Source organism: Streptomyces sp. NPDC045967 (genome assembly GCF_056430495.1).
In genome coordinates this window covers 71,136-91,846 of the sequence record NZ_JBWKLE010000009.1, presented here as the reverse complement: position 1 = coordinate 91,846, position 20,711 = coordinate 71,136, and the positions used below count along the sequence as shown (strand labels likewise).

Sequence of the window (20,711 nt, the reverse complement as noted above, 5' to 3'; positions counted from 1 at the left end):
CGGGAAGTGCGGGGTGTGGAAGCTTCTAGAGTTCGAGGAGGGCGTCGAGCTCGGCGCCGATCTCGGCGACCGACCGGGCCGGCGCCGGCCCGGCCGGGTCCGATGACGACTCCGGTTCCGGTGCCGTCCCGGACTCCGCACGAGCGATCCCCATGAGCCGCATCAGCAGTTCCGCGATGTCCGCCGGGGTCGGGTGGTCGAAGGCGAGACTCGCGGGCAGCGGGACCTCGGTGGCGCTCGCGAGCCTGCGCCGCAGCTCCATGGCCATCAGCGAATCGAGGCCGAGGTCCTTCAGTACGGCCTTGCTCCTGAGCGCTCCGGGGCCGGGCAGCCCCAGGACGACGGCGACTTCCCCCAGCACCAGCCTGGTGACCGAGGCGGCCTGCTCGGCGGGCGTCCGGCCCTGCAGGTCCTTGCGTAGCCCGCCGCCCGCAGGCTCCTCGCCGGCCCGGCGCAGGGAGGGCCGGACCAGTCCCCGCAGCAGGGCCGGGGGTTCGCCTTCCAACGCGGCGAGGTCCAGCCTGACGGGGACGAGGTTGCCGTCCGGCGAGCGCAGCGCGCGGTCCAGCAGCCGCAGGGCCTTGGCGACGGGCAGCGGCGCGATGCCCTGCCTGCGCAGGCGCCCCAGCTCCGCCTCCGCGAGGTGCGCGGTCATTCCCGAGCCCGCCTGCTCCCACAGACCCCAGGCCAGGCTGGTCCCACCGCTGCGGGCTGCGAGGGCGTCCAGATAGGCGTTGGCCGCCGCGTACGCGCCCTGCCCGGCCGAACCGAGGGTTCCCGAGACCGAGGAGAACAGCACGAACGCCGAGAGGCCCAGATGCCCGGTGAGTTCCGCCAGGTGCGCGGCCCCGTCGAGCTTGGGGGCCAGTACCGTACGCAGGCGCCGAGGGTCGTAGTCGAGCAGCAGGCCGTCGTCGATCACGCCGGCGAGATGCAGCACCGCCGACCAGTCGTCCACCGAGGACAGTACGTCGGCCACCTGGGCCCGGTCGGCGACGTCGCAGGCCAGCACCCGGACGGATCGTGCACCGGCTCCGGTCAGTTCCGCGATCAGGCTCCCGGCTTCCGGGTTGCCGGGACCGCTGCGCGAGGTCAGCACCAGGTCGCGGACCCCGTGCTCGGTCACCAGGTGCCGGGCGACCGCCCTGCCGAGTTCGCCGGTGCCTCCGGTGATCAGCACCGTTCCGTCGGCCACGGCGGCGGTGGGCGCCCCGGCGGCGCCCGCCGCGGTCAGCCGGGGCGCGAGGACCTCCCCGTCCCTGACGGCGAGCTCCGGCTCGCCGGTCACGGACAGCGCCGACAGCAGGGTCGCGGCGTCGATCCGGTCGCAGTCGACGATCCGCAGGGCCGCCTCCGGGTGCTCGCGCCGTGCCGCCCGCAGCAGGCCCCACAGGGGTGCCCGCGCGAGTCCGCGCACGCGGTCGCCGGGGCGCGCGGCGACGCTGTCCCTGGTGATCCACACGAGCTCGACGCCCGTGAGCGGGACCAGTCGGCGCAGCAGGTCCAGCGCGTACGCGGTCGACTCGTGGGCGGCGGCGACACCCTCGGGGTTCCCGGTGGCGTCGATCAGGATCCGGCGCGGGCCGTCTCCCGTGACCGTCTCGGCCGGCGTCACCCCGAGGGCCTCGGACACCGGGCCGCGGCCCAGGACCCGTACGGGCTCCGGAACCGAGGGCGCCTTCGGCACGGGCCGGAACACCACGCGGTAGAGGTCGGGAACGGAGAGGGCCGCCCGCAGCAGATCGGCACTGACCGGACGCAGCCGCAGCGCCCCGATGTACGCCACCGGCGCCCCGGCGGGGTCGGTGATCACGGCCCGGATCCCGTCGTCCCGGACGTCGACCCGGACCCGGAGCTCGGTGGCTCCCGTCGCGTACAGGCGGACGTCGGTGAACTGGAAGGGAAGCTGTGCCTCCGCCGTGGCCGGGACCACCGCGCGCATCACCTGCAAGGCCGCGTCCAGCAGGGCCGGGTGAACACCGAATCCGCCCGCCTCGCCGACCGGTAGCCGGACCACACCACAGGCGGTCCGGCCCTGCCCGCGCAGTTCGGCCACGCCGTGGAAAGCGGCGCCGTAGTCGACGCCCTGGGCGGCGAAGCCCTCGTAGAAGCCGGAGAGGTCCACGGCGGGCAGCTCGGGCATCGACCAGTCGGTGGGCTCCGGACCGAACGCGTCCACCAGCACGCCCTCGGCATGGGTGCTCCAGGCACCCGAGCCGTCCACCTTGCTGTGCAGGGTCACCGGTCGCCGTCCGTCTTCGGCGGGGCCGATCCTGACCTGTACGTGTGCCGCGTCCTCCAGGACCATCGGCCGCGACAGGGTCAGCTCGCCGACGCCGGCCGCTCCGGCCTGGCCGGCCGCGGCCAGGACCAGGTCCAGCAGTGCGGTGCCGGGTACGACGACGGTGTCGAAGACCACGTGATCGGCCAGCCACCGCTGGGACGAGGCCGACACCCGGCCCGACAGCACCCAGCCGCCGTCGGCCAGTTCGGTGACCTCGGTCAGCCAGGGGTGCCCGGCGCCGGAGGCGTCCAGCCAGAACCGCTTGCGCTGGAAGGGGTAGGTGGGAAGGTCGACGCGGCGCCGCCGCCCGCCGAGGAGCGAGGGCCAGTCGGGCCCGGCACCCGCCGTGTGTGCTCTGGCGACCGCCAGGGTCAGTGCCTCGGGTCCGGACCGGTCCGGACGCTGGGTCGCGACCACGACGGCCTCGCGGTCCAGGCAGTCCTCGATCATGGCGGCAGGTGTTCCGTCGGGGCCGATGTCGAGGAACCTGGTGACGCCTTCGCCCAGCGCGGTGCGGATTCCGTCGGCGAACCGGACCGGCTGCCTGACCTGGCGCACCCAGTGGCCCGCATCGCAGGCGGTGACGATCCGCCCGGTCAGGTTCGTCACCAGCGCAATGCGCGGCGGGTGGAAGGTGACCGCCTCCGCCACGCTCCGGAATTCGTCGAGCATGCCGTCCATGTGCGCGCAGTGGAAGGCGTGGGACACGTTGAGCCGCTTGGTGCGGCGTCCGGTGAACCGCCCGGCGACCTCGGCCACGGCATCGGCGTCACCGGCGATCACCACGGACTGCGGTCCGTTGACGGCGGCGAGACTGACCCGATCGGACAGCAGCGGGGCGATCTCCGGCTCGCCGGCCTGAAGGGCCAGCATCACGCCGGTGTCCGGCTGGGCCTGCATCAACCGGCCCCGGGCTGCGACCAGCGCGCACGCGTCCTGCAGGGAGAGCACCCCCGCGACGTGCGCGGCGGCGATTTCGCCGACGGAGTGTCCGAGCACCAGATCGGGTGTGATTCCCCAGCTCTCCAGGAGCCGGAACAGCGCCACTTCGAAGGCGAACAGCGCGGGCTGGGTGTATTCGGTGCGGCGCAGTGCGTCCGGGTCGTCGATGACCTCGGAGAGGGGCCTGGTGAGGTGCCGGTCGAGTTCGGCACGGATGTCCTCCCACGCGGCGGCGAACACCGGGTACGCCGCGCGCAGATCGGCTCCCATGCCCGCACGCTGCGTACCCTGCCCGGCGAAGACGAAAGCCGTCCTGCCGTCGTCCGTCGACCCTTGCACGACCGACGCCGCGGACTCCCCCGTGGTGATCGCACGCAGCCCGGTGAGCAGGTCGGTGGTGTCCCGGCCGATGACGACGGCACGCTCCTGGAAGGACGTGCGGGCGGTGGCCAGGGAGAACGCCAGATCGGCCGGGTCCGGCTCGGGGGGTGTGCCGATCCGGACGGCCAGCCGGGACGCCTGCTCGCGCAGGGCTTCCGGGGTCCGCGCGGACAGCACCCACGGCAGCAGTGCGGGAGGCGGGGCCGCCACCGGTTCCTCGGCCTCGGCGGCCTGTTCGAGGATCAGGTGGGCGTTGGTGCCGCTGATGCCGAAGGAGGAGACGCCCGCTCGCCGCGGACCGTCGCCGTCCCAGTCGACGGCGGCGGTGGCCAGCCGCAGGGAACCCGCCGACCAGTCGACGTGGCTCGAGGGGGTGTCGGCGTGCAGGGTGGGGGGCACCACCCCGTTGTTGATGGCCAGCACCATCTTGATCACACCGGCCACGCCCGCCGCCGCCTGGGTGTGCCCGATGTTGGATTTCACCGAGCCCAGCCACACCGGCCTGCCGGAGGCCCCGTAGGTCGCCTGCAGTGCGCGGGCCTCGATGGGATCGCCCAGCGTCGTGCCGGTGCCGTGTGCCTCCACGACGTCCACGTCGGATGCCTGGAGGCCCGCCGCGGCGAGGGCCTTGCGGATGACCTGCTGCTGGGCCCGGCCGTTGGGCGCGGTGAGCCCGTTGGACGTGCCGTCCTGGTTGACGGCCGAACCCCGGATCACGGCCAGGACCGGATGCCCGTTGCGCCGCGCGTCGGACAGCTTCTCCAGCAGCAGCAGTCCGCTGCCCTCGGCCAGTGCCGTGCCGGAGGCGCCGTCCGAGAAGGCGCGGCACCGCCCACCGGGGTCGAGGCCGCGCTGCCGACTGAATCCGACGAACAGGCGCGGCGTGGCCATGACGGTGGCGCCACCGGCGACGGCCATTGTGCACTCGCCCCTCGCGAGGGCCTGCGCGGCGAGGTGAACGGCTACCAGTGAGGCCGAGCACGCGGTGTCCACCGTGACCGACGGCCCCTCCAGGCCGAGCGCGTAGGAGATCCGGCCGGAGACCACACTGGCGGCGCTTCCGGTGAGCCCGAATCCCTCGGAGCCGTGGGGAGTGCCCAGCGACGCGTAGTCCTGGCCGTTGGTGCCGAGGTAGATCCCGGTGTCGCTGCCCCTCAGCGTGTGCGGCGCGATTCCGGCCCTCTCCAGCAGCTCCCAGGATCCCTCCAGCAGGATGCGCTGCTGCGGATCCATGGTCAGCGCCTCGCGGGGGCTGATTGCGAAGAACTCCGGGTCGAATTCGGCGGCGGTGACGAAACCGCCTTCGCGTACGTAGCTGGTTCCGGGGTGGTCCGGGTCCGGGTGGTACAGCGCGGAGAGGTCCCAGCCCCGGTCCTCGGGGAACGAGGTGATGGCGTCACCGCCGTCGGCGAGCAGCCGCCAGAACCCTTCCGGATCGCGGACTCCACCGGGGAAGCGGCAGCTCATGGCGACGATGGCGATGGGCTCCGCAGAACTCTCCGGGGCGGACACCGGAGTGCCGACGGTGGCGTCGTCCGGGGCGAGTTCGGTGAGCAGGTGTTCGGCGAGCTGCGCGGGCGTGGGGTGTTCGAAGATCAGTGTGGCGGGCAGCCGCAGCCCGGTCACCGCGCCCAGCCTGTTGCGCAGTTCGACCCCGAGGACCGAGTCGAAGGCGAGTTCCCTGAAGGTGCGCCCGACGTCCACCGCATCGGGGGCCGCGTGCCCGAGGACGAGGGCGGTCTGCGCCCTGACCTCGTCCAGTACGGCGCGCGCCCGGCCGTCCCGGGGTAGTTCTTCCAGGCGCCGGCGGAGCGCGGGCGCCTGGACGATCGCGGCGTCCCGCCCGTCGGGCAGGTCGCTGAGCAGGGCGCTCGGGCGGGTGGCCGTGAACGCCGTACGGAACCGGTCCCAGTGCACGTCCGCCACGGTGACGCAGGGTTCCGGGCTCGCCAGGGCCCTGCCCAGGGCCGGCAGGGCCAGATCCGGGGCCATCGCGGGTACGCCGTGGCGGTCGAGGACCTCCTTCACCGGCCCGCGCGCCATTCCCTCCCCGGCCCACGGGCCCCAGGCCACCGAGGTCGCGGGGAGCCCCTCCGCGCGGCGGAGCGCGGCGAGGCCGTCCAGGTACGCGTTGCCGGGCGCGTAGTTGCCCTGGCCCGGGACGCCGACGGTCGCGCCCCACGACGAGAAGAGCACGAACGCGTCCAGGTCGGAGGTGAGTTCGTGCAGGTTCCACGCGCCGCGCGCCTTCACCCGCAACGCCGCGTCGACCTGGTCGAGGGCGAGGTCTTGGACGAGTCCGTCGTGCAGGGCTCCGGCGGCGTGCACCACCGCGCGGGGCCGGGTCCGCTCGATGAGTTCCCGGAGCGCTTCCCGGTCGGCGACGTCGCAGGCGACGATCTCGGCCTCCGTGCCGAGCCGGCGGAGTTCGGTGGTGAGGGCGGCCGCCCGAGGGGCGTCCGGCCCGCTCCGGCTGACCAGCACCAGGCGCTCGGCGCCCTGGCCGGCCAGCCAGCGCGCGACCTCGGCGCCGAGCGCTCCCGTACCGCCGGTGATCAGGACCGTTCCCCTGGGACTCCACTCGCCGGCCGGCTGCCCGGCGGTGGCGCGGACCAGGCGTCGGCCGTGCGCGAGGGAACCCCGGATCGCCACTTGGTCCTCACCGTGACCACCGGTGAGGATCCCGGCCAGTACGGCGCTCTCGTACGGGGAGGACATGTCGATCAGACCGCCCCAGCGCGCGGAGTGTTCCAGGGCGACGACCTTGCCCAGCCCCCACACCAGACTCCCGTCCGGGTCGACCGCTTCGTCCGCGACCGCGACGGCGTTCCGCGTCACGCACCACAGTGGGGCGGTGACGTCCGCGTCTCCCAGCGCCTGCACGGCGGTCAGGGTCGCGGCGTAGCCGGCCGGAACCCCCGGATGCCCGGGGTGCGGTCCGTCCTGCGCGGCCAGCAGGCACAGCACGCCGTCGCAGGCAGTGCCGCGCAGGCGGGCGGCCAGCGCGCGCCGGTCGAGGCAGGGTTCGGCCTCCACGAGGGTGACGTGCAGTCCCTGTCCGGTCAGGGCCTCGGTCACCGAGTGGGCCCATGCGCTGCCGGTGGGCGCGAGGACCAGCCAGTCACCCCGGCGGACCGAGGCGGGTGCGGGGATCTGCTTCCAGCCGGCCCGGTACTCCCAGTGGTCCACGACGGACTGCGAGGTGCGCCGTCTGCGCCAGGAGGCCAGGGCGGGCAGGACGGGAGCGAGGGATTCCCGGTCGATGCGCAGGGTCCGGGCCATCTCGTCGAGATCCTCGCGGCCCACCGCGTCCCAGAACGGGGCGTCCTGCGTCCCCCCGCGGCCCGTCGCCTCGGCGTCGATCCAGTACCTCTGGTGCTGGAAGGGGTACGTGGGCAGGTCCACGACGCCTCCCCGCTCGAAGGCCCGGCTCCAGTCGACGTCCACCCCGCTGGTGTAAGCCTCGGCCAGAGCCGTCAGGAACCGGTCGCCCTCCTGCCTGCGCAGTGTTCCCACGGTGTGTACGTCGGCGATCCCCTCCACACCCATCGTCAGCACGGGGTGCGGTGTGCATTCGATGAACACCCGGTGGCCCTCGGCGGCCAGCTCGCGCACCGACGCCTCGAGTTCGACCGTGGAGCGCAGGTTGCGGTACCAGTACCCGGCGTCCAGGGTCGCGGTGTCGATCCGGCCGACGTCGACGGTGGAGAAGAAGCCGGCCACCCCGGGACGCGGCCGGATCCCGGCCAGGTCCGCGAGGATGTCCTCGCGGATCGCCTCCACCTGCGCCGAGTGCGAGGCGTAGTCCACCGGTATGCGCCTGGCCCGGATCCCCTCGGACTCGCAGTCCGCGATCAGCTCCGCGAGCGCCTCGGGGTCGCCGGAGACCACGGTGCTCCTGGGCCCGTTCAGGGCGGCCATCGACAGCCGGTCCGGCCACCGCGCGATCAGCCGCCGCGCATCGGGCCGCGAGCACACCAGCGACACCATGCCGCCGCGGCCCGCCAGACCGCGGCGGATGGCCTGGGCACGCAGCGCCACCACGGCCGCGGCGTCCACGAGCGAGAGCGCTCCGGACACGCACGCCGAGGCGATCTCCCCCTGCGAGTGCCCGAGCACGACCTCCGGCTCGACGCCGAAGTGCTTCCACAGCCGTGCCAGACAGACCATCACCGCCCACAGGGCGGGCTGTACGACGTCCACCCGTTCCAGGGCGTCCGCATCGCCGACCACCTCGGTGAGCTTCCAGTCCACGAAGCCGTCCAGCGCCGCCTCGCACTCGGCGAACGCCGCGCTGAAGACCTCGGAGGACCGAAGCAACTCGGTGGCCATTCCGTCCCATTGGGCCCCCTGTCCGGCGAACATCAGCACCGGACGGTGCCCGCGGCCGGATCCGACGACCAGGTTCGGCGCCTGGGCTCCCGACGCGAGCGCTTCCAGCCCGCGGACGAGGTCCGCGGGCTCCCGGCCCAGCAGGACGGCCCGGTGGTCGTGGTCGGCGCGGGTGGTGGCCAGGGAGTAGCCCACATCCTGGGCCGAGAGGCCGGGATGCGCGGCCAGGTGGGCACGCAGCCGGCGGGCCTGTTCCCGCAGGGCCGGTTCGGAGCGCGCCGAGAGCACCCAGGGAACCGGCATCCGCTCGGCGGGTTCCCGGGCGTCGGTGGTCTCCGGCGGCGGCCCGGCCAGTGCGAGGTGGGCGTTGGTGCCGCCGTAGCCGAAGCTGCTCACTCCGGCCAGGCGCGGTCCCTCCGGCCACGGCTGGCGGTCGGTGACCACGGCCAGGTTCGCCGCGTCGAAGTCGATGTCGGGATTCGGGCGCCGGAAGTGCAGGCTGGCGGGTAGCTCGCCGTGGAAGAGCGCCAGAGAGGTCTTGAGCAGACCGAGCACTCCGGCGGCCGGTTCGAGGTGGCCGAAGTTGGTCTTGGCGGACCCTATGCGCAGCGGGTCCTTCCTGTCGGCGCCGAACACCTCTCCCAAGGCCGCCGCTTCGATCGGATCGCCCCGGCGCGTTCCCGTGCCGTGGGCCTCCACGTAGGACACCAGGCTCGGGGAGACGCCGGCCTCCTGCCAGGCCGAGCGCAGTACCTCGGCCTGCGTCTCGAAACCCGGGGTGGCCAGGCCGTCGGTGGTGCCGTCGTTGTTCACGGCGCTGCCGCGGATCACCGCGTAGATCCGGTCGCCGTGCCGCCGGGCGTCCGCGAGCCTGCGCAGGACGACCACGCCGCACCCTTCGCCCCGGACGTATCCATTGGCGTCCGCGTCGAAGGCGCGGCACTGCCCGTCGGGGTTCTGCGTGCCGAACTTGGACATCGCCACGGTGGTGTGGGGGTGGAGGATCAGACTGACGCCGCCCGCCAGGGCGAGGTCCGACTCGCCGGACCGCAGGCTCCGCACCGCCTGGTGGACGGCGACCAGGGAGGAACTGCATCCGGTTCCGATGGACATCACGGGGCCGCGCAGTCCGAGGGCGTAGGCGATGCGGGCCGGAATGATCGAGGTGTCCGTACCGATGGCCGTGTGCGTGCGGATCTCACTCGGGGAGGCCCCGGTGGCGAGGTGGTACTCCTGCCACATGGTTCCGAAGAACACGGAGGTGGCCGATGCGGCGAGCCGGTCGGCCCGGATCCTGGCGTCCTCCACGGCGGCCCAGGCGACCTCGAGGGCCAGCCGCTGCTGCGGATCCATCTGGGCGGCCTCGGTGGGTGAGATGCCGAAGAACGCGGCGTCGAATCCCGCGACGTCGTCCAGGAACCCACCCCAGCGGGTCGTCATCTTTCCGGGTGCGGAGGGGTCGACGTCATGCCAGTCATCGGCTCTCCACCGCTGCGGGGGGACCTCGGCGATGGCGTCGATGCCGTCCAGAAGGCCCTGCCAGAGCGCCTCTGGGGAATCGATTCCGCCGGGGAGGCGGCAGCCGAGTCCGATGATGGCAATGTCGTCGGCGTTCATCACGCATCCTCACTTCGGGCAGGTGAAAGGCGCGGTGGTCCGCGCGGGCGGAGCCGGCCGCAGGACCGGGCCCGAGGGAAGGTTCGCTGGCGCGCAACGCCAGGATCGGGAATCTCGGTCCTAGGTGTTGTCGTCGAGGCTGATCGCCTGGGAAGGGCACACCCGTGCGCATTCCTCGACGCTGTCCCACAGTTCCTCGGGCGGATGCGGACGGAGCAGCACGACGGTCCCGTCGTCGCAGCTCTGGTCGAACACCAGGGGCTCGGTCAGGGCGCACATGCCGGCCCCGCAGCACCTGTCCCGGTCGACGTCGACCCTCATCGCCGTCACCAGCCGACGGGAAGGCGCCGCACGCCGTACATCGACGACAGGTGGGCCGTCTCGATCTCATCGGGAGCGGCAGCCAGGTGCAGGTCGGGGAACTCGCGGATCAACCGGCTGAACGCCACGCGCATTTCGACGCGGGCCAGCTGCTGGCCCACGCACTGGTGCACGCCGTAGCCGAAGCCGAGGTGCCGCCCGGCGTTGCGGGTCAGGTCGAGGACGTCCGGGTCCTGGAAGGCGGCGGCATCGCGGTTGGCCGCGGACAGGGCCACGGTCACGACCTCGCCCGCGCGGATCCGCCGGCCCTCCAGCTCGACGTCCTGCGTGGCTCCGCGGATGATCCCGAACTGGACGATGCTCAGGTAGCGCAGCATCTCCTCCACCGCGCCGTTGATCAGCGCCGGGTCCTTGCGCAGCAGCGCCAGTTGCTCCGGCCGGGAGAGCAGCAGATAAGTGCCGAGCCCCAGCATCTTCGCGGTGGTCTCGTGGCCCGCCGTGAGGACGAGCATGGCCGAACCCGCGGCCTCTTCGTCCGTGAGGTCCGATGCGGCCACCCTGCTCAGCAGGTCGTCCTGCGGCCTGTCGCGTTTGTGGCGGATCAGCCGGGTCAAGAACTCCGCCATCAGGTGGAAGGCCTCCACGACCTCTTCCATCGAGCAGTCGTAGTCGAGCATGGTTTCCGAATGACGCTGGAAGAAGGCGTGGTCCTCGTACGGAACGCCCAACAGCTCGCAGATCACCAGCGAGGGAATCGGCAGGGCGAATTCGCGCACCAGGTCTAGCGGAGGTCCCATCTCCCGCATCGCCGCGATCCGGTCCGCGGTGATCTGCTCCACCTTCGGTTCCAGGTTCCTGGTCCGCCGTACCGTGAATTCGCCGGTGAACAGCTTGCGAAACCGGGTGTGCTCGGGGGCGTCCATGAAAATGAAGACGCCCGGCCTCGTCGGCCCCGGGGCGCCCTCTCCGACCGCCATCCGGCGGTGCTCTCCGCGTGAACTGAACCGGGGGTCGTTCAGCACGGCACGCGCGGCGGCGTACCCGGTGACCAGCCATCCAGTGGTGCCGTCCGGATAGGCCAGCCTGCTCACCGGGTGCTCGTCCCGTAGCTCGGTCAGCTTGGGGGGAGGGCTGAAGGGGCACGTGCGCTCAGTGGGAAATGCCACCGGATTCAGATCGATGCTCGTCACGTCGACTCCGTGGTTGTGAGGGCCTGTTCGTCCGGCCAGGCGGAACCCCTGCTCGGAGGACATCCGGGTCACGCCCGCCCGCGGAAACGAATTCCCATACGACTTCGGGAATGGTCCCGCGGATTGGCGTGACTCGATGATGCCAGACAACGCGAATATCGATCCGTGCATTCATGCCGAGTGCAGCTCTCTTGCGATTGCGGCACAATCGGTTCTCGAGCGTTCTGTCAGCGGTCCCCGAGTCCGGGGTTGCTGGTCGCACCGACCAGCACGGCCGAGTTGCCTGGCGCCTGCACGCCTTCGAGCAGGTCCTGGTGGGCGCGGCCGATTTCCTCGAAGGCGTACGTGTGTCCCAGGTGCGGGTCCAGGAGGCCCATGTCGACGAGGCGGGTCACCGCGTGGCACTCGCGCGGATTCGCGAAATGAGATCCCTGAAGCCGCTTCTGCCGCATCCACAGATATCGGAGGTCGACGTCCACGGTGAAGCCGGACGTGGCCCCGCAGATCACGATCATTCCGCCCGTGCCGCACACGTAGACGGAGGTGGGGATGGTATCGCTGCCAGGGTGCTCGAAAACTATCTTGGGCGATACCTTTTCGCCGAGGATGTCCCAGATCTCCCGCCCGAAGGCGCGGAGGTCGGCAGTCCACCGCTTGTGCTCTTCGGTTCCGGCCGGAGGTACGCGTCCCCAGTGCTTGAATCTGGTCCTGTCGATGACGCCTGCGGCGCCCAGGTCGAGGCAGTACTTGGCCTTCTCCGGCGAAGACACCACGGCGATGGGCCTGCCCCCCATCTGCCGGGTCAGGGATATGGCCATGGAGCCGAGGCCGCCCGAGCCGCCCCAGATGAGGACTCCGTCCCCGGGTTGAACCGTGTGGGGTGCCCAGCCGTTGAGCTGCCGGTACGCGGTCGCACCGGTCAGCAGGAATCCTGCGGATTCCGCCCAGCTCAGCCTGGCGGGCCGGGGCAGGCACTGGAAATCGGCCACCAGGGCGAACTGCGCGAAGGAGCCCCAGTTCGATTCGTAGCCCCACGCTTGCAGTGACGAAGCGAGCATGGGATCGACGCCGAGCCGAACGTCGGGATCGTCCTCGTCCCACAGACCGGCCGAGACGATGACCTCCTGGCCCACCTCGACTTGCCGTACACCGGCTCCCACTTTCCAGACGATGCCCGAGGCATCCGATCCGCCGACGTGGAAGGGCTCCGCACTGCCCTGGCGCTGTCGTGCCGCCACGACGTCGACGGGATGCCCCTTGGCCGCCCAGACGTTGTTGTAGTTGATGCCGGCGGCCATGACCGCGACGAGGACGAACCCGGGCGGAACCTCGGGCACGTCGACGACCTCCGTCCGGAAGGCAGTCGCCGGAGCCCCGTACCGTTCCGGTCGAATGACCGATGCGTACATGGAGCGGGGGACGGTCCCGAGCGGGGGCAGGTCTCCCACCTCGTAAAGCGTGCTGGTCGTCGAGGAGTCCAAGGTAATCTCCGGTGTCGAGTGGTCGGTTGGTGCCTGGGCTCTGGCATGTGCCGCACGACGTCGGACGAGTACGTGATCGCGCGGGGTCCTGGTGCCGCGGCGGCGCACCTTCGGATCAGTGCCGGGTCAGATGGCGGAGGCGTTCGCCACCGGGACGACCTCGGCTTGGACCGCGTTCTCCAGCATGTAGCCCCGTCCCCACACGGTCCGGATGGACAGTTCGATCGGCTGGAGCCGGCGGCGGAGCCGCATGATGTGCAGATCGAGCGCGTTCCTGTTCAGCGTCAGCGCCCGCAGGGCGAAGCACCGCACGAACTCGTCGCGGTGCACGACGTCGCCGAAGCGGTCTACGAGCAGCCGCATCAGCTCGGTCTGCGTGGCGGAGACGGTGATGGAGTGATGGCCGAAGCCGAGGGTTCCGGTCGAGTCGATCGTCGGTACCCGATTGCTGTCGAAGCGGTTCTGCAGGACGGCGACCCGGGCCTCCAGGTCATCGCGCGACACCGGGGGGCGGACCCAGTCCTCGACGGGATCGCTGCTGATCGGCGGCTGCGCGCCCGCCTCCACGACGAGTAGCCGCGGCATCCCCTCCTTCCGGCAGCGGGTCCTCAGATCCGCCTGCGCCGGCCATCGGACGAAGACGACGTCGGAATTTCGACCGCCCACAGCGCGCCCTCCCTGTGCACCCCACGTACATCCCGGTCCGTTTCACGAAAGCCCACGGACCTTTCGGCACGGACGAGCCCCGGTCGAGTACGCAGGCCCCGGCGGGTACGGGCCGCCTCAGGACGCCGGCGTCGCCTCGCGCAGGCTCCGGGGCCGCATGTCGGTCCAGTTCTCCTCGACGTACGCGATGCACTCCGCCCGCCCCGCCGGTCCGGACACGATCCGCCAGCCGCCGGGCACCTCGGCGAACGTGGGCCACAGCGAGTGCTGCTCCTCGTCGTTGACCACCACGTGGAACTCGCCGTTCTCGTCGTCGAACGGGTTCACTGCCATGTCTCCTCCATTGCGTTCATTCCGGTTCGGGGAGCGCGGCGCGGTCGACCTCGCCGCTGGCCGTCAGGGGCATGCGGGCGATGACCACGACCTCGTCCGGCACCAAGTGGCCGGGCAGTTCGGCCGCCAGATCCCGCTGCAGCACTCCCGGCAGCCGCGACGCCCGGCGGGAGACCACGGGCGCGTTGGCGAGCGGCCTGGCCCGGGTGTCCAGGGGCCGGTACACGCCGCCGTGGCAGTGCGTACCGTCCGCGGGCACGATCACTGCCTCGAACCAGCCCGGCGCCTCGGCCGACCAGGTGCACAGGACGGACAGGCCGTGCTCCTCGCCCCAGCTCTCCAGCGCGTGCGGGTCAAGCGGCGTCCCCGCCTCCGTGACGGGAACCCCGCACTCGGCCGCCTCGCTCAGCAGCCTGACGTTCGGGATCCGGGTCAGCCGCAGACGGCCGCCGTGCCGGGCCAGCTCAGCCGCCAGACCGGAGACCTGGTGCACGTCCGGGCCCCAGGTGACGGTGGGGACGTCCGCCAGGTCCGTGGGCCTGCTCGCCTGCTTGTGCACGACGACTTCGTAGCGGTGCCGGGTGAGTTCGTTCCCGTCCGCTCCGGGCTTCAGCCGGACGTCCACGGCCGCGACATCGCGGTGCGCGTCGGCCCACTCGGTGAAGTAGCCGGGATCGAGGGCGAGTTCCGTCTCGGTGACCATGGCGCGTGCGACCGCCGTCCGGACGGCGGACGGTTCGTCACCGGGGCGCTGGGCGTGGTGGACGGCCGTCAGGAACTCCCGCAGGGTGCCGTGGTTCCGGACGTCGCCCACGACGATCCGGCCGCCCGGGGCGAGCCGCCGGAGCGCGAGGTCCAGGACCGCCGAGAGGTAGGCGGCGTCGGGGAAGTACTGCGCGACCGAGTTGAGCAGGACCGTGTCGAAGTACTCCGCCGGCAGGCCGTCGGTGGAGTCGGCGGGCTGGCAGCGCAGTGTCACCTTGTCCTTCAGCCGCGGATCCGTGCCGATCTGGGCGCCGAGGCGCTCGATGACGGACTCCGAGAAGTCGGTGCCCCAGTAGACCTCGGCCCCCGGGGCCAGCGGCCCGAGCAGCAGGCCGGAGCCGACCCCGATCTCCAGCACCCGGCGCGCCCCCAGAGCGCGCACCCGCTCCACCGCGGAGTCGCGCCATTGGCGCATCTGCGCCAAGGGGATGGGTTCGCGCGTGTAGGAGCTGTTCCATCCGGTGAAGTCGTCGCCGATCCCGGTGGCGTCCTGCGCGGTCTCCTCGTACATGTCGTCGTAGATCGCGCGCCACTTCTCGACGTGCTTGGTCACGTCCGCGTCCGGCACTTCGGGCACCACGTACGCCACCAGGCGCCGCTGCCCGAGCCGGTCCTCGCGGGAGACCACGGCCGCCTGCGCCACGCCGTCCCGCTTCCGGAGCGCGGCCTCGACCTCCTCGAAGCGGTCGGTGGACGGCACGCGCCGCTGCGCGTGTGTGAGGGGCGTCGCCATGCTCCTGTTGCCTTTCGGTCATGCTGCGCGGGGTGTTCCGGACGGTGGCCGATGGCCCGCCCCACCCTAGGAAGGGTTGCTTCAGTCATCCGGCCGCCTGACAGATTGCTGCCAGACCCGACCGGCGCCGCCGCGCCGGTTCTCAGGCGAGGTCCGCCACGGCCTCGCGGATGGCCTCCGCCAGGTCCGCCGGACGGGTGCTCGGCAGGTCGTGACTGCCCGGCAGCGACACGACGCGGAACGGCCCGGTGGTGAGCGCCGACCAGGCGTCGACCTGGGCGCGGTCGAGGGTGTGGTCCTCGCGGCCGTACACGGCCACCGTCGGAACCGGGACGGGCTCGACGGCACCGCGCTCGTACAGCTCCAGCTCGTGGGTCTCGATGAGTTCGTAGTCGGCGCGCAGGGCGGGCTCGACGATGTCGAGCAGTTCATCGTTGGTGAGCAGCTGCGACGGGAGGTATCCGTCCGTCACGACCTGCTGGAGGAAGTCCGCCCGCGGCAGCGCCCATGTGGGCTCGCGGCGGACGCTCCCGGGAGCCGGGTGCGAGGAGACGACCAGAGCCCGCACCCGGTCGGGGCCCAGGCGCCGTGCCACCTCGTAGGCGAGCGTGGAGCCGGCGCAGTGCCCGTACAGCACCACCGGCCGTCCCTGTGCGTGGTGGAGCAGTTCGTCGGCGAGCTTGTCGGCGAGCTCCGGCATGACCGTCTCCACCGGCTCCTCGATCCGCGACTCCCGTCCCGGGAGGCGTACAGCGAAGGCGTCGAAGGCGTCGGAGAGCTCGACGCACAGCTGACGCACCGTGGTCACGCCGGCCCCCGCGTGCGGGAAGGCGTACAGCGCGCACTCCTTGGGTCCGTCGTGAGGGACACCGACGAACCAGCGACTTCTCGTGTTTGTTCCCATGCACGTGAGGATGACCAGTCACCGTGGCCCCCCGCCGCCCATCCTGACTGACCTCTGAAAGATCCTCGGACAACGGCCGGTCGTCGCCGCAAGACTGGCACCCGGAGAGCCAGTTCAAGACGCAGAACACCGGAAGAGAACGCGGGAGACAGCGGTGGACGACTTCGGATCGGCCGGGGTGGCGAGCCCGGACCACGCCGGCCACGATGGACCGGACCTCGAGCTGCTGCGCGCCCAGGTGCGGGTCCAGTGGGCCGACGCACTGGAGCATGACGGCTTCGGCGACGACGAGGACTTCTTCGAGGCCGGCGGGAACTCCCTGCTGGTCGCCGAGATCATGGCCACGCTCGGGGCGCAGCTCGGCGCACGACTGCCTCTTCGGCTCTTCTTCAGCCACCCGACGGTGAACGAGCTGACCGACGCGCTGGCGGCGCACGAGGCCCTTCGGGCGCCGGCCCCGTGAGCGTCCGGCCGGTGTCCGTCACGGACGCCCCCTGGAGCCGGTGGAACGAGACCGCGCGGCCGTTTCGCGACGACGCCACGATCCCCGGGCTGATCGCCGAGACCGCCCGGCGGTACCCGGATCACCCGGCGATCGTGACCTGCGACAAGCAGGTCCTCACCCACGGCGAACTGGACCGCCGATCCAACCGGCTGGCACGGCTGCTGGGCGAGCTGGGACTGGGGCGGGGCTCCGCCGTGGGCGTCTACGGCGAGCGCAACGCCTCGGCCCTCGTCGGCATGCTCGCGGCGCTCAAAGCCGGCGCCTCCTACGTCCCCCTCGACCCGGCGTGGCCCGCCCCCCGGGTGGTCGGGCTGCTCGACCAGCTCGACGTGGCGGCCGTGCTGACCGACCGCGCCTCCCTGCCCTCCGTACAGGAGTTCCGGTGGGAGGTGCCTTCGCTTCGCCACGTGTTGTGCCCCGACATCCCCGAGGAGTTCTCCTGGGAGGCCACCTTCCGGCGCGAGCGGGTCGCGGACCTCTTCGACTACGTGTCCGGCTCCCCGGACCCGCTCGAAGCCGCCGGCTTCAACACCCGCCGCTCGCAACGGCCCTTCACCGTTGACGACGTCCGCGGCTACCAGGACCACGTGGCGCGCTTCGTACGCGCCGCGACGTCCGCCGACCGGCCCTCGGTCCTGGAGATCGGGTGCGGATCCGGCCTGATCGTCGAGGCCCTGGCACCGGGCGCGTCCCGCTACGTCGCCGTCGACCCCTCACCGGTGTCCGTGGCCCGCAGCGAGGAGGCCGGGGTCCGCGCCGGGGGCGAGGTCGAGGGTGTGGTGTGCTTCGCCCATGAGGCCGCCGAGCGGGTACGCGGCCCCTTCGACGTCATCGTGCTGGCCAGTACGGTTCAGTTCCTGCCGGACCTCGACCACCTGACCGGCGTCCTCGACTCGCTCCTCGGGCTGCTCGCCGACGACGGCGTCATCGTCCTCGCCGACCTCATCGACCCCGGGCTCAGCACCTACCCCGGCCTCCGCGTCCCGCCACGCTTCGTCGAGCGCCTCCCCGAACTGCTGCCCGGCGTGGCCCGCGCGAGCGTCCACCGCCGCCGGGCCGAGGAGTTCCCGGGCGAACTGGTCGAGCGGTACGACGCCGTCATCCGCGTCGGGCCATCCCGCGACCGTGCGGCGCCGTCCCGTGAGCCGCTGTGGACCGGCCACCACGTCGACCTCCGGGAGGCCGCCCCCCTCGACACGGGTCCGACGGCCGACGACATCTGCTACACCATCTTCACGTCCGGCTCCACCGGTGCGCCCAAGGGAGTCGTCGTCACCCACCGTTCGGCGGTGAACCTCATCGACTGGGTGAACCGCACCTTCGAGGTCGGGCCCGCCGACAAGCTCCTGTTCGTCACGTCCTTCTGCTTCGACCTCTCGGTCTACGACGTGTTCGGCGTGCTCGCCGCCGGCGCGACCGTACGGCTGGCGTCGGCGGCGGAACTCGCCGAGCCCGACACCCTGGTGGACCTGCTCGAACGGGAGGCCATCACGATCTGGGACTCGGCGCCCGCCGCCCTGGCCATGGTCATGCCCTTCGTCCAGGCCCGCGAGCCCGCCGGGCGCGCCACGCTCCGCCTGGCCCTCCTCAGCGGTGACTGGATCCCGGTGCCGCTCCCGGACCAGATTCGCGCCGCGTTCCCGAACGCCGAGGTGGTGTCGTTCGGCGGCGCCACGGAGTGCACCGTCTGGTCCAACGACTACCGTGTGCGCGACGTCGACCCCGCGTGGCCGAGCATCCCCTACGGCAAACCGATGCAGAACGCCCGCTACTACGTCCTCGACGGCAACCTGCGGCCCTGCCCCCTCGGCGCGGAGGGCGATCTGTACATCGCCGGCACCTGCGTGGCCCTGGGGTACTCCGCGGCTGCCCCTCTCACCGCCGCCAAGTTCCTGCCCGACCCGGGAGCCGTGCGCCCCGGCGAGCGGATGTACCGCACCGGCGACCGCGCCCGCTGGCTGCCGAGCGGCGACCTGGAGTTCCTGGGCCGCCTCGACGACCAGGTCAAGGTCCGCGGCTACCGGATCGAACTGGGCGAGGTGCAGAGCGCCCTCCTCCAGTGCCCGGGCGTCCGGGCCGCGTCCGTGGTGGCGCCCACGGGCCCGGGCGGACGGACGCTGGCCGCCTTCTACGTCCCCGAGGCCGAGCCCCTTCGCAAGGCCGAACTCCTCCGCGCCCTGCGCACCATCCTGCCGTCGTACATGATCCCCACGCGCATCATCCCGCTCGACGAGCTGCCCCTGACCAGCACGGGCAAAATCGACCGGGCAGCCCTCCACCGCCGCCTGTAACCCCCGGCCGACCGCGCCGCCCACAACGGAGCAGCCCCAGGCCGCCGACCTGGGGCTTTGCCATGGATCGATACCGGCAGCCCGGCCGTGGCGCGGTCGGGCCACCGCCTCCCCGCCCGTGCGCCGTTCCGGGTCTCCTGTCGTGCGGCCCGCCGCCGGGACGGCATGCCCACGGTCGGGTCGGCGACGCTCCGGGCCGCGCCCTTGCAAATCAGCTCCTCGTAGCGGGCGGCCAGGCGGCCGGTCATGGCGCGGTCGACCGCCCGGTCGTCAGCGGTGACGAATGGGATGAGGCCCTTCCGACTGTGCCAAGAAGCCGACCAGCGGTTCCCCTGCCAGGCACTGCGCGAGGTCGACGACGTGCGCCCCGAGGTCTCCCAGTGCGCCGGAGCCGGCGTGCCGACACCGGCGCCGCCGCAGCCCTCACCATCTGGCTCCTAACATGATCGACCGGACGACTTCTGGCCCGTTCGGACGACCCGGCGGCGAGCCGGGCCGGGTGCCGGCAGGGGGAGGGGCAGGCTCGGGGGTCGTACGCGAACCCCGGACGGATGCCCCGATGAGTGCGATGGATGCGGCGACGGCGCCCCGCGAGCGGGAGCGCCGACACGCCGCCTGGCTGGAGCTGTTCTTCGACCTCGTCTTCGTGGCCTTCGCCGCGCAGCTGTCCCACGGGCTGCACGGGGACCCGGGCCCCCAGGACTTCGCGGTCTTCCTCGGGCTGTTCTTCCCGCCCTGGTGGATGTGGATCAACCTGACCGTATCGGCGAACCTCTTCGAGGACGACAGTGCCCGCCGACGGCTGCTGATGCTGCTCGCGATGCTCTGCCTGGCGGCCATGGCCGCGGCGGTGCCCGAGGCCGACAGCAGCCGCGGAGCGGTGTACGCCCTCGGGTACGCCGGAACCAGGCTGGTCCTGCTCGGACTGTGGTGGCCCGCCACCCGCTTCCCCGCCCCGCACCGGGTCCCGCGCTGGCGGCCGCTGACCTACTGCCTGCTGTCCGGACTGCTGTGGGCGGCCTCGGCGGCCGTCCCCTCTCCCTGGCGGTACGCCCTCTGGGCACTGCTGATCGCCGCCGAGATGGTCCTTCTGCTCACCGCCCGCGGCCGCGGCATGCCCGGCCGGCTGAACACCGGGCACCTCGTGGAGCGCGTCGGGCTGTTCGTCATCATCGTGCTCGGCGAGTCCGTATTGGCCCTCGTCACCTCCATGGACCACGTGTGGACACCCGCGGCCGGCGCCGTCGCCACGCTCGGCTTCGTGCTGCTGGCAGCGCTGTGGTGGTCCTACTTCGACTTCGGCGCGACAGCGGCGGAGCTGGTGATCGGCTCGGCCGAAGGGGTGCGGGCCTACCTGCTGGCCCGCGACGTCGGCGGGTTCCTGCATTACTTCGTCACCGCCGGGATCCTGTGCATGGCGGCCGGACTGGCCACCGCCGTGGAGGAGGCGGACCACGCCCACCTGGCCCGCGGCGCGGTCTGGGCGCTGGCCGGCGGGCTGGCCCTCTACCACGCGGCGCACGCCCTGATCGCCCTGCGCTTCGGCCGTAAGCCCGCCGCCGTGGCGGTGTGGGCTCTCCCGGGCATCGCCGTCCCGGCCCTGGTGGCCCTGGCCGCCGACGCCCTCGCGCCATGGCTGGTGGTCCTCCTGCTCGCCGCCGAGGCCGTCGGCCATCTGCTGTACGCCCGCACCGTGGCCTCACGCCGCCGGGCGGCGGCCCGGAGCTAGCTCGGTCTCACACGTAGGCGGTCATGCTCACCTTTCGAGTGAGGCGGGCCTGAGGCGTGGGCGGTGGAATCAGGCCGCGTGCGCGCGGGGCGCATACCGCGAATGTCCCCGGCCCGACCGCCGCGCACGCCGTCCTCCGGATGATGCCGAACGGCCGGCCCGCTTGCCCGCGTGCAGGACCGCGCACGCACTCGACGGCGTCTAGGGCCCGGTCCGTCATGAATCCGTCCACCACCT

11 protein-coding genes and 1 pseudogene are annotated in these 20,711 nt (G+C 72.2%); 3 read left to right on the top strand and 9 right to left on the bottom strand.

The genetic code is table 11. The features are described from left to right. Nucleotides 1-25: 25 nt before the first annotated feature. From AC07FY_RS19415 to AC07FY_RS19380, 8 genes are all read right to left on the bottom strand, one after another. Nucleotides 26-9,556: a type I polyketide synthase gene (locus AC07FY_RS19415; RefSeq protein ID WP_479007758.1), complete on the bottom strand. Its 9,531-nt coding sequence runs from the start codon at nucleotides 9,554-9,556 to the stop codon at nucleotides 26-28. Nucleotides 9,557-9,676: 120 nt separating this feature from the next. Then, the gene (locus tag AC07FY_RS19410; protein WP_479008003.1) at nucleotides 9,677-9,877 is read right to left on the bottom strand and encodes a ferredoxin; all 201 of its coding nucleotides are present in this window, start codon (nucleotides 9,875-9,877) and stop codon (nucleotides 9,677-9,679) included. A gap of 5 nt (nucleotides 9,878-9,882) precedes the next feature. After that, complete coding sequence (locus AC07FY_RS19405; RefSeq protein WP_479007756.1) at nucleotides 9,883-11,067, bottom strand: cytochrome P450; 1,185 nt, start codon at nucleotides 11,065-11,067, stop codon at nucleotides 9,883-9,885. A 227-nt stretch (nucleotides 11,068-11,294) separates the two neighbouring features. Further along, the gene (gene ccrA / locus AC07FY_RS19400) at nucleotides 11,295-12,548 is read right to left on the bottom strand and encodes a crotonyl-CoA carboxylase/reductase (RefSeq protein WP_479007754.1); all 1,254 of its coding nucleotides are present in this window, start codon (nucleotides 12,546-12,548) and stop codon (nucleotides 11,295-11,297) included. Nucleotides 12,549-12,674: 126 nt separating this feature from the next. Continuing rightward, entirely contained in the window at nucleotides 12,675-13,133 is a 459-nt protein-coding gene (locus tag AC07FY_RS19395; RefSeq protein ID WP_479007753.1) for a helix-turn-helix domain-containing protein, read from the bottom strand. Between the two features lie 198 nt (nucleotides 13,134-13,331). Beyond that, the gene (locus AC07FY_RS19390; protein ID WP_479007751.1) at nucleotides 13,332-13,547 is read right to left on the bottom strand and encodes an MbtH family protein; all 216 of its coding nucleotides are present in this window, start codon (nucleotides 13,545-13,547) and stop codon (nucleotides 13,332-13,334) included. Nucleotides 13,548-13,563: 16 nt separating this feature from the next. Then, nucleotides 13,564-15,045, bottom strand: a complete 1,482-nt coding sequence (locus AC07FY_RS19385) for a class I SAM-dependent methyltransferase (RefSeq protein ID WP_479007749.1) — start codon at nucleotides 15,043-15,045, stop codon at nucleotides 13,564-13,566. Between the two features lie 142 nt (nucleotides 15,046-15,187). Further along, the gene (locus AC07FY_RS19380) at nucleotides 15,188-15,949 is read right to left on the bottom strand and encodes a thioesterase II family protein (RefSeq protein WP_479007747.1); all 762 of its coding nucleotides are present in this window, start codon (nucleotides 15,947-15,949) and stop codon (nucleotides 15,188-15,190) included. Between the two features lie 154 nt (nucleotides 15,950-16,103). Here AC07FY_RS19380 and AC07FY_RS19375 point away from each other — a divergent pair, with 154 nt between their 5' ends. Continuing rightward, nucleotides 16,104-16,412, top strand: coding sequence for an acyl carrier protein (locus AC07FY_RS19375; RefSeq protein ID WP_479007745.1), 309 nt, complete (start codon nucleotides 16,104-16,106; stop codon nucleotides 16,410-16,412). Between the two features lie 11 nt (nucleotides 16,413-16,423). Beyond that, entirely contained in the window at nucleotides 16,424-18,745 is a 2,322-nt protein-coding gene (locus AC07FY_RS19370; RefSeq protein WP_479007743.1) for an amino acid adenylation domain-containing protein, read from the top strand. Between the two features lie 113 nt (nucleotides 18,746-18,858). Here the strand turns inward: AC07FY_RS19370 and AC07FY_RS19365 are convergent. Beyond that, a pseudogene (locus AC07FY_RS19365) lies at nucleotides 18,859-19,047 on the bottom strand (oxidoreductase); the annotation flags it as partial. Nucleotides 19,048-19,304: 257 nt separating this feature from the next. Between AC07FY_RS19365 and AC07FY_RS19360 the strand changes: the two are divergent. Beyond that, on the top strand, nucleotides 19,305-20,474 hold the full coding sequence (locus AC07FY_RS19360) for a low temperature requirement protein A (protein WP_479007741.1): 1,170 nt from the start codon (nucleotides 19,305-19,307) through the stop codon (nucleotides 20,472-20,474). Nucleotides 20,475-20,711 lie beyond the last annotated feature (237 nt).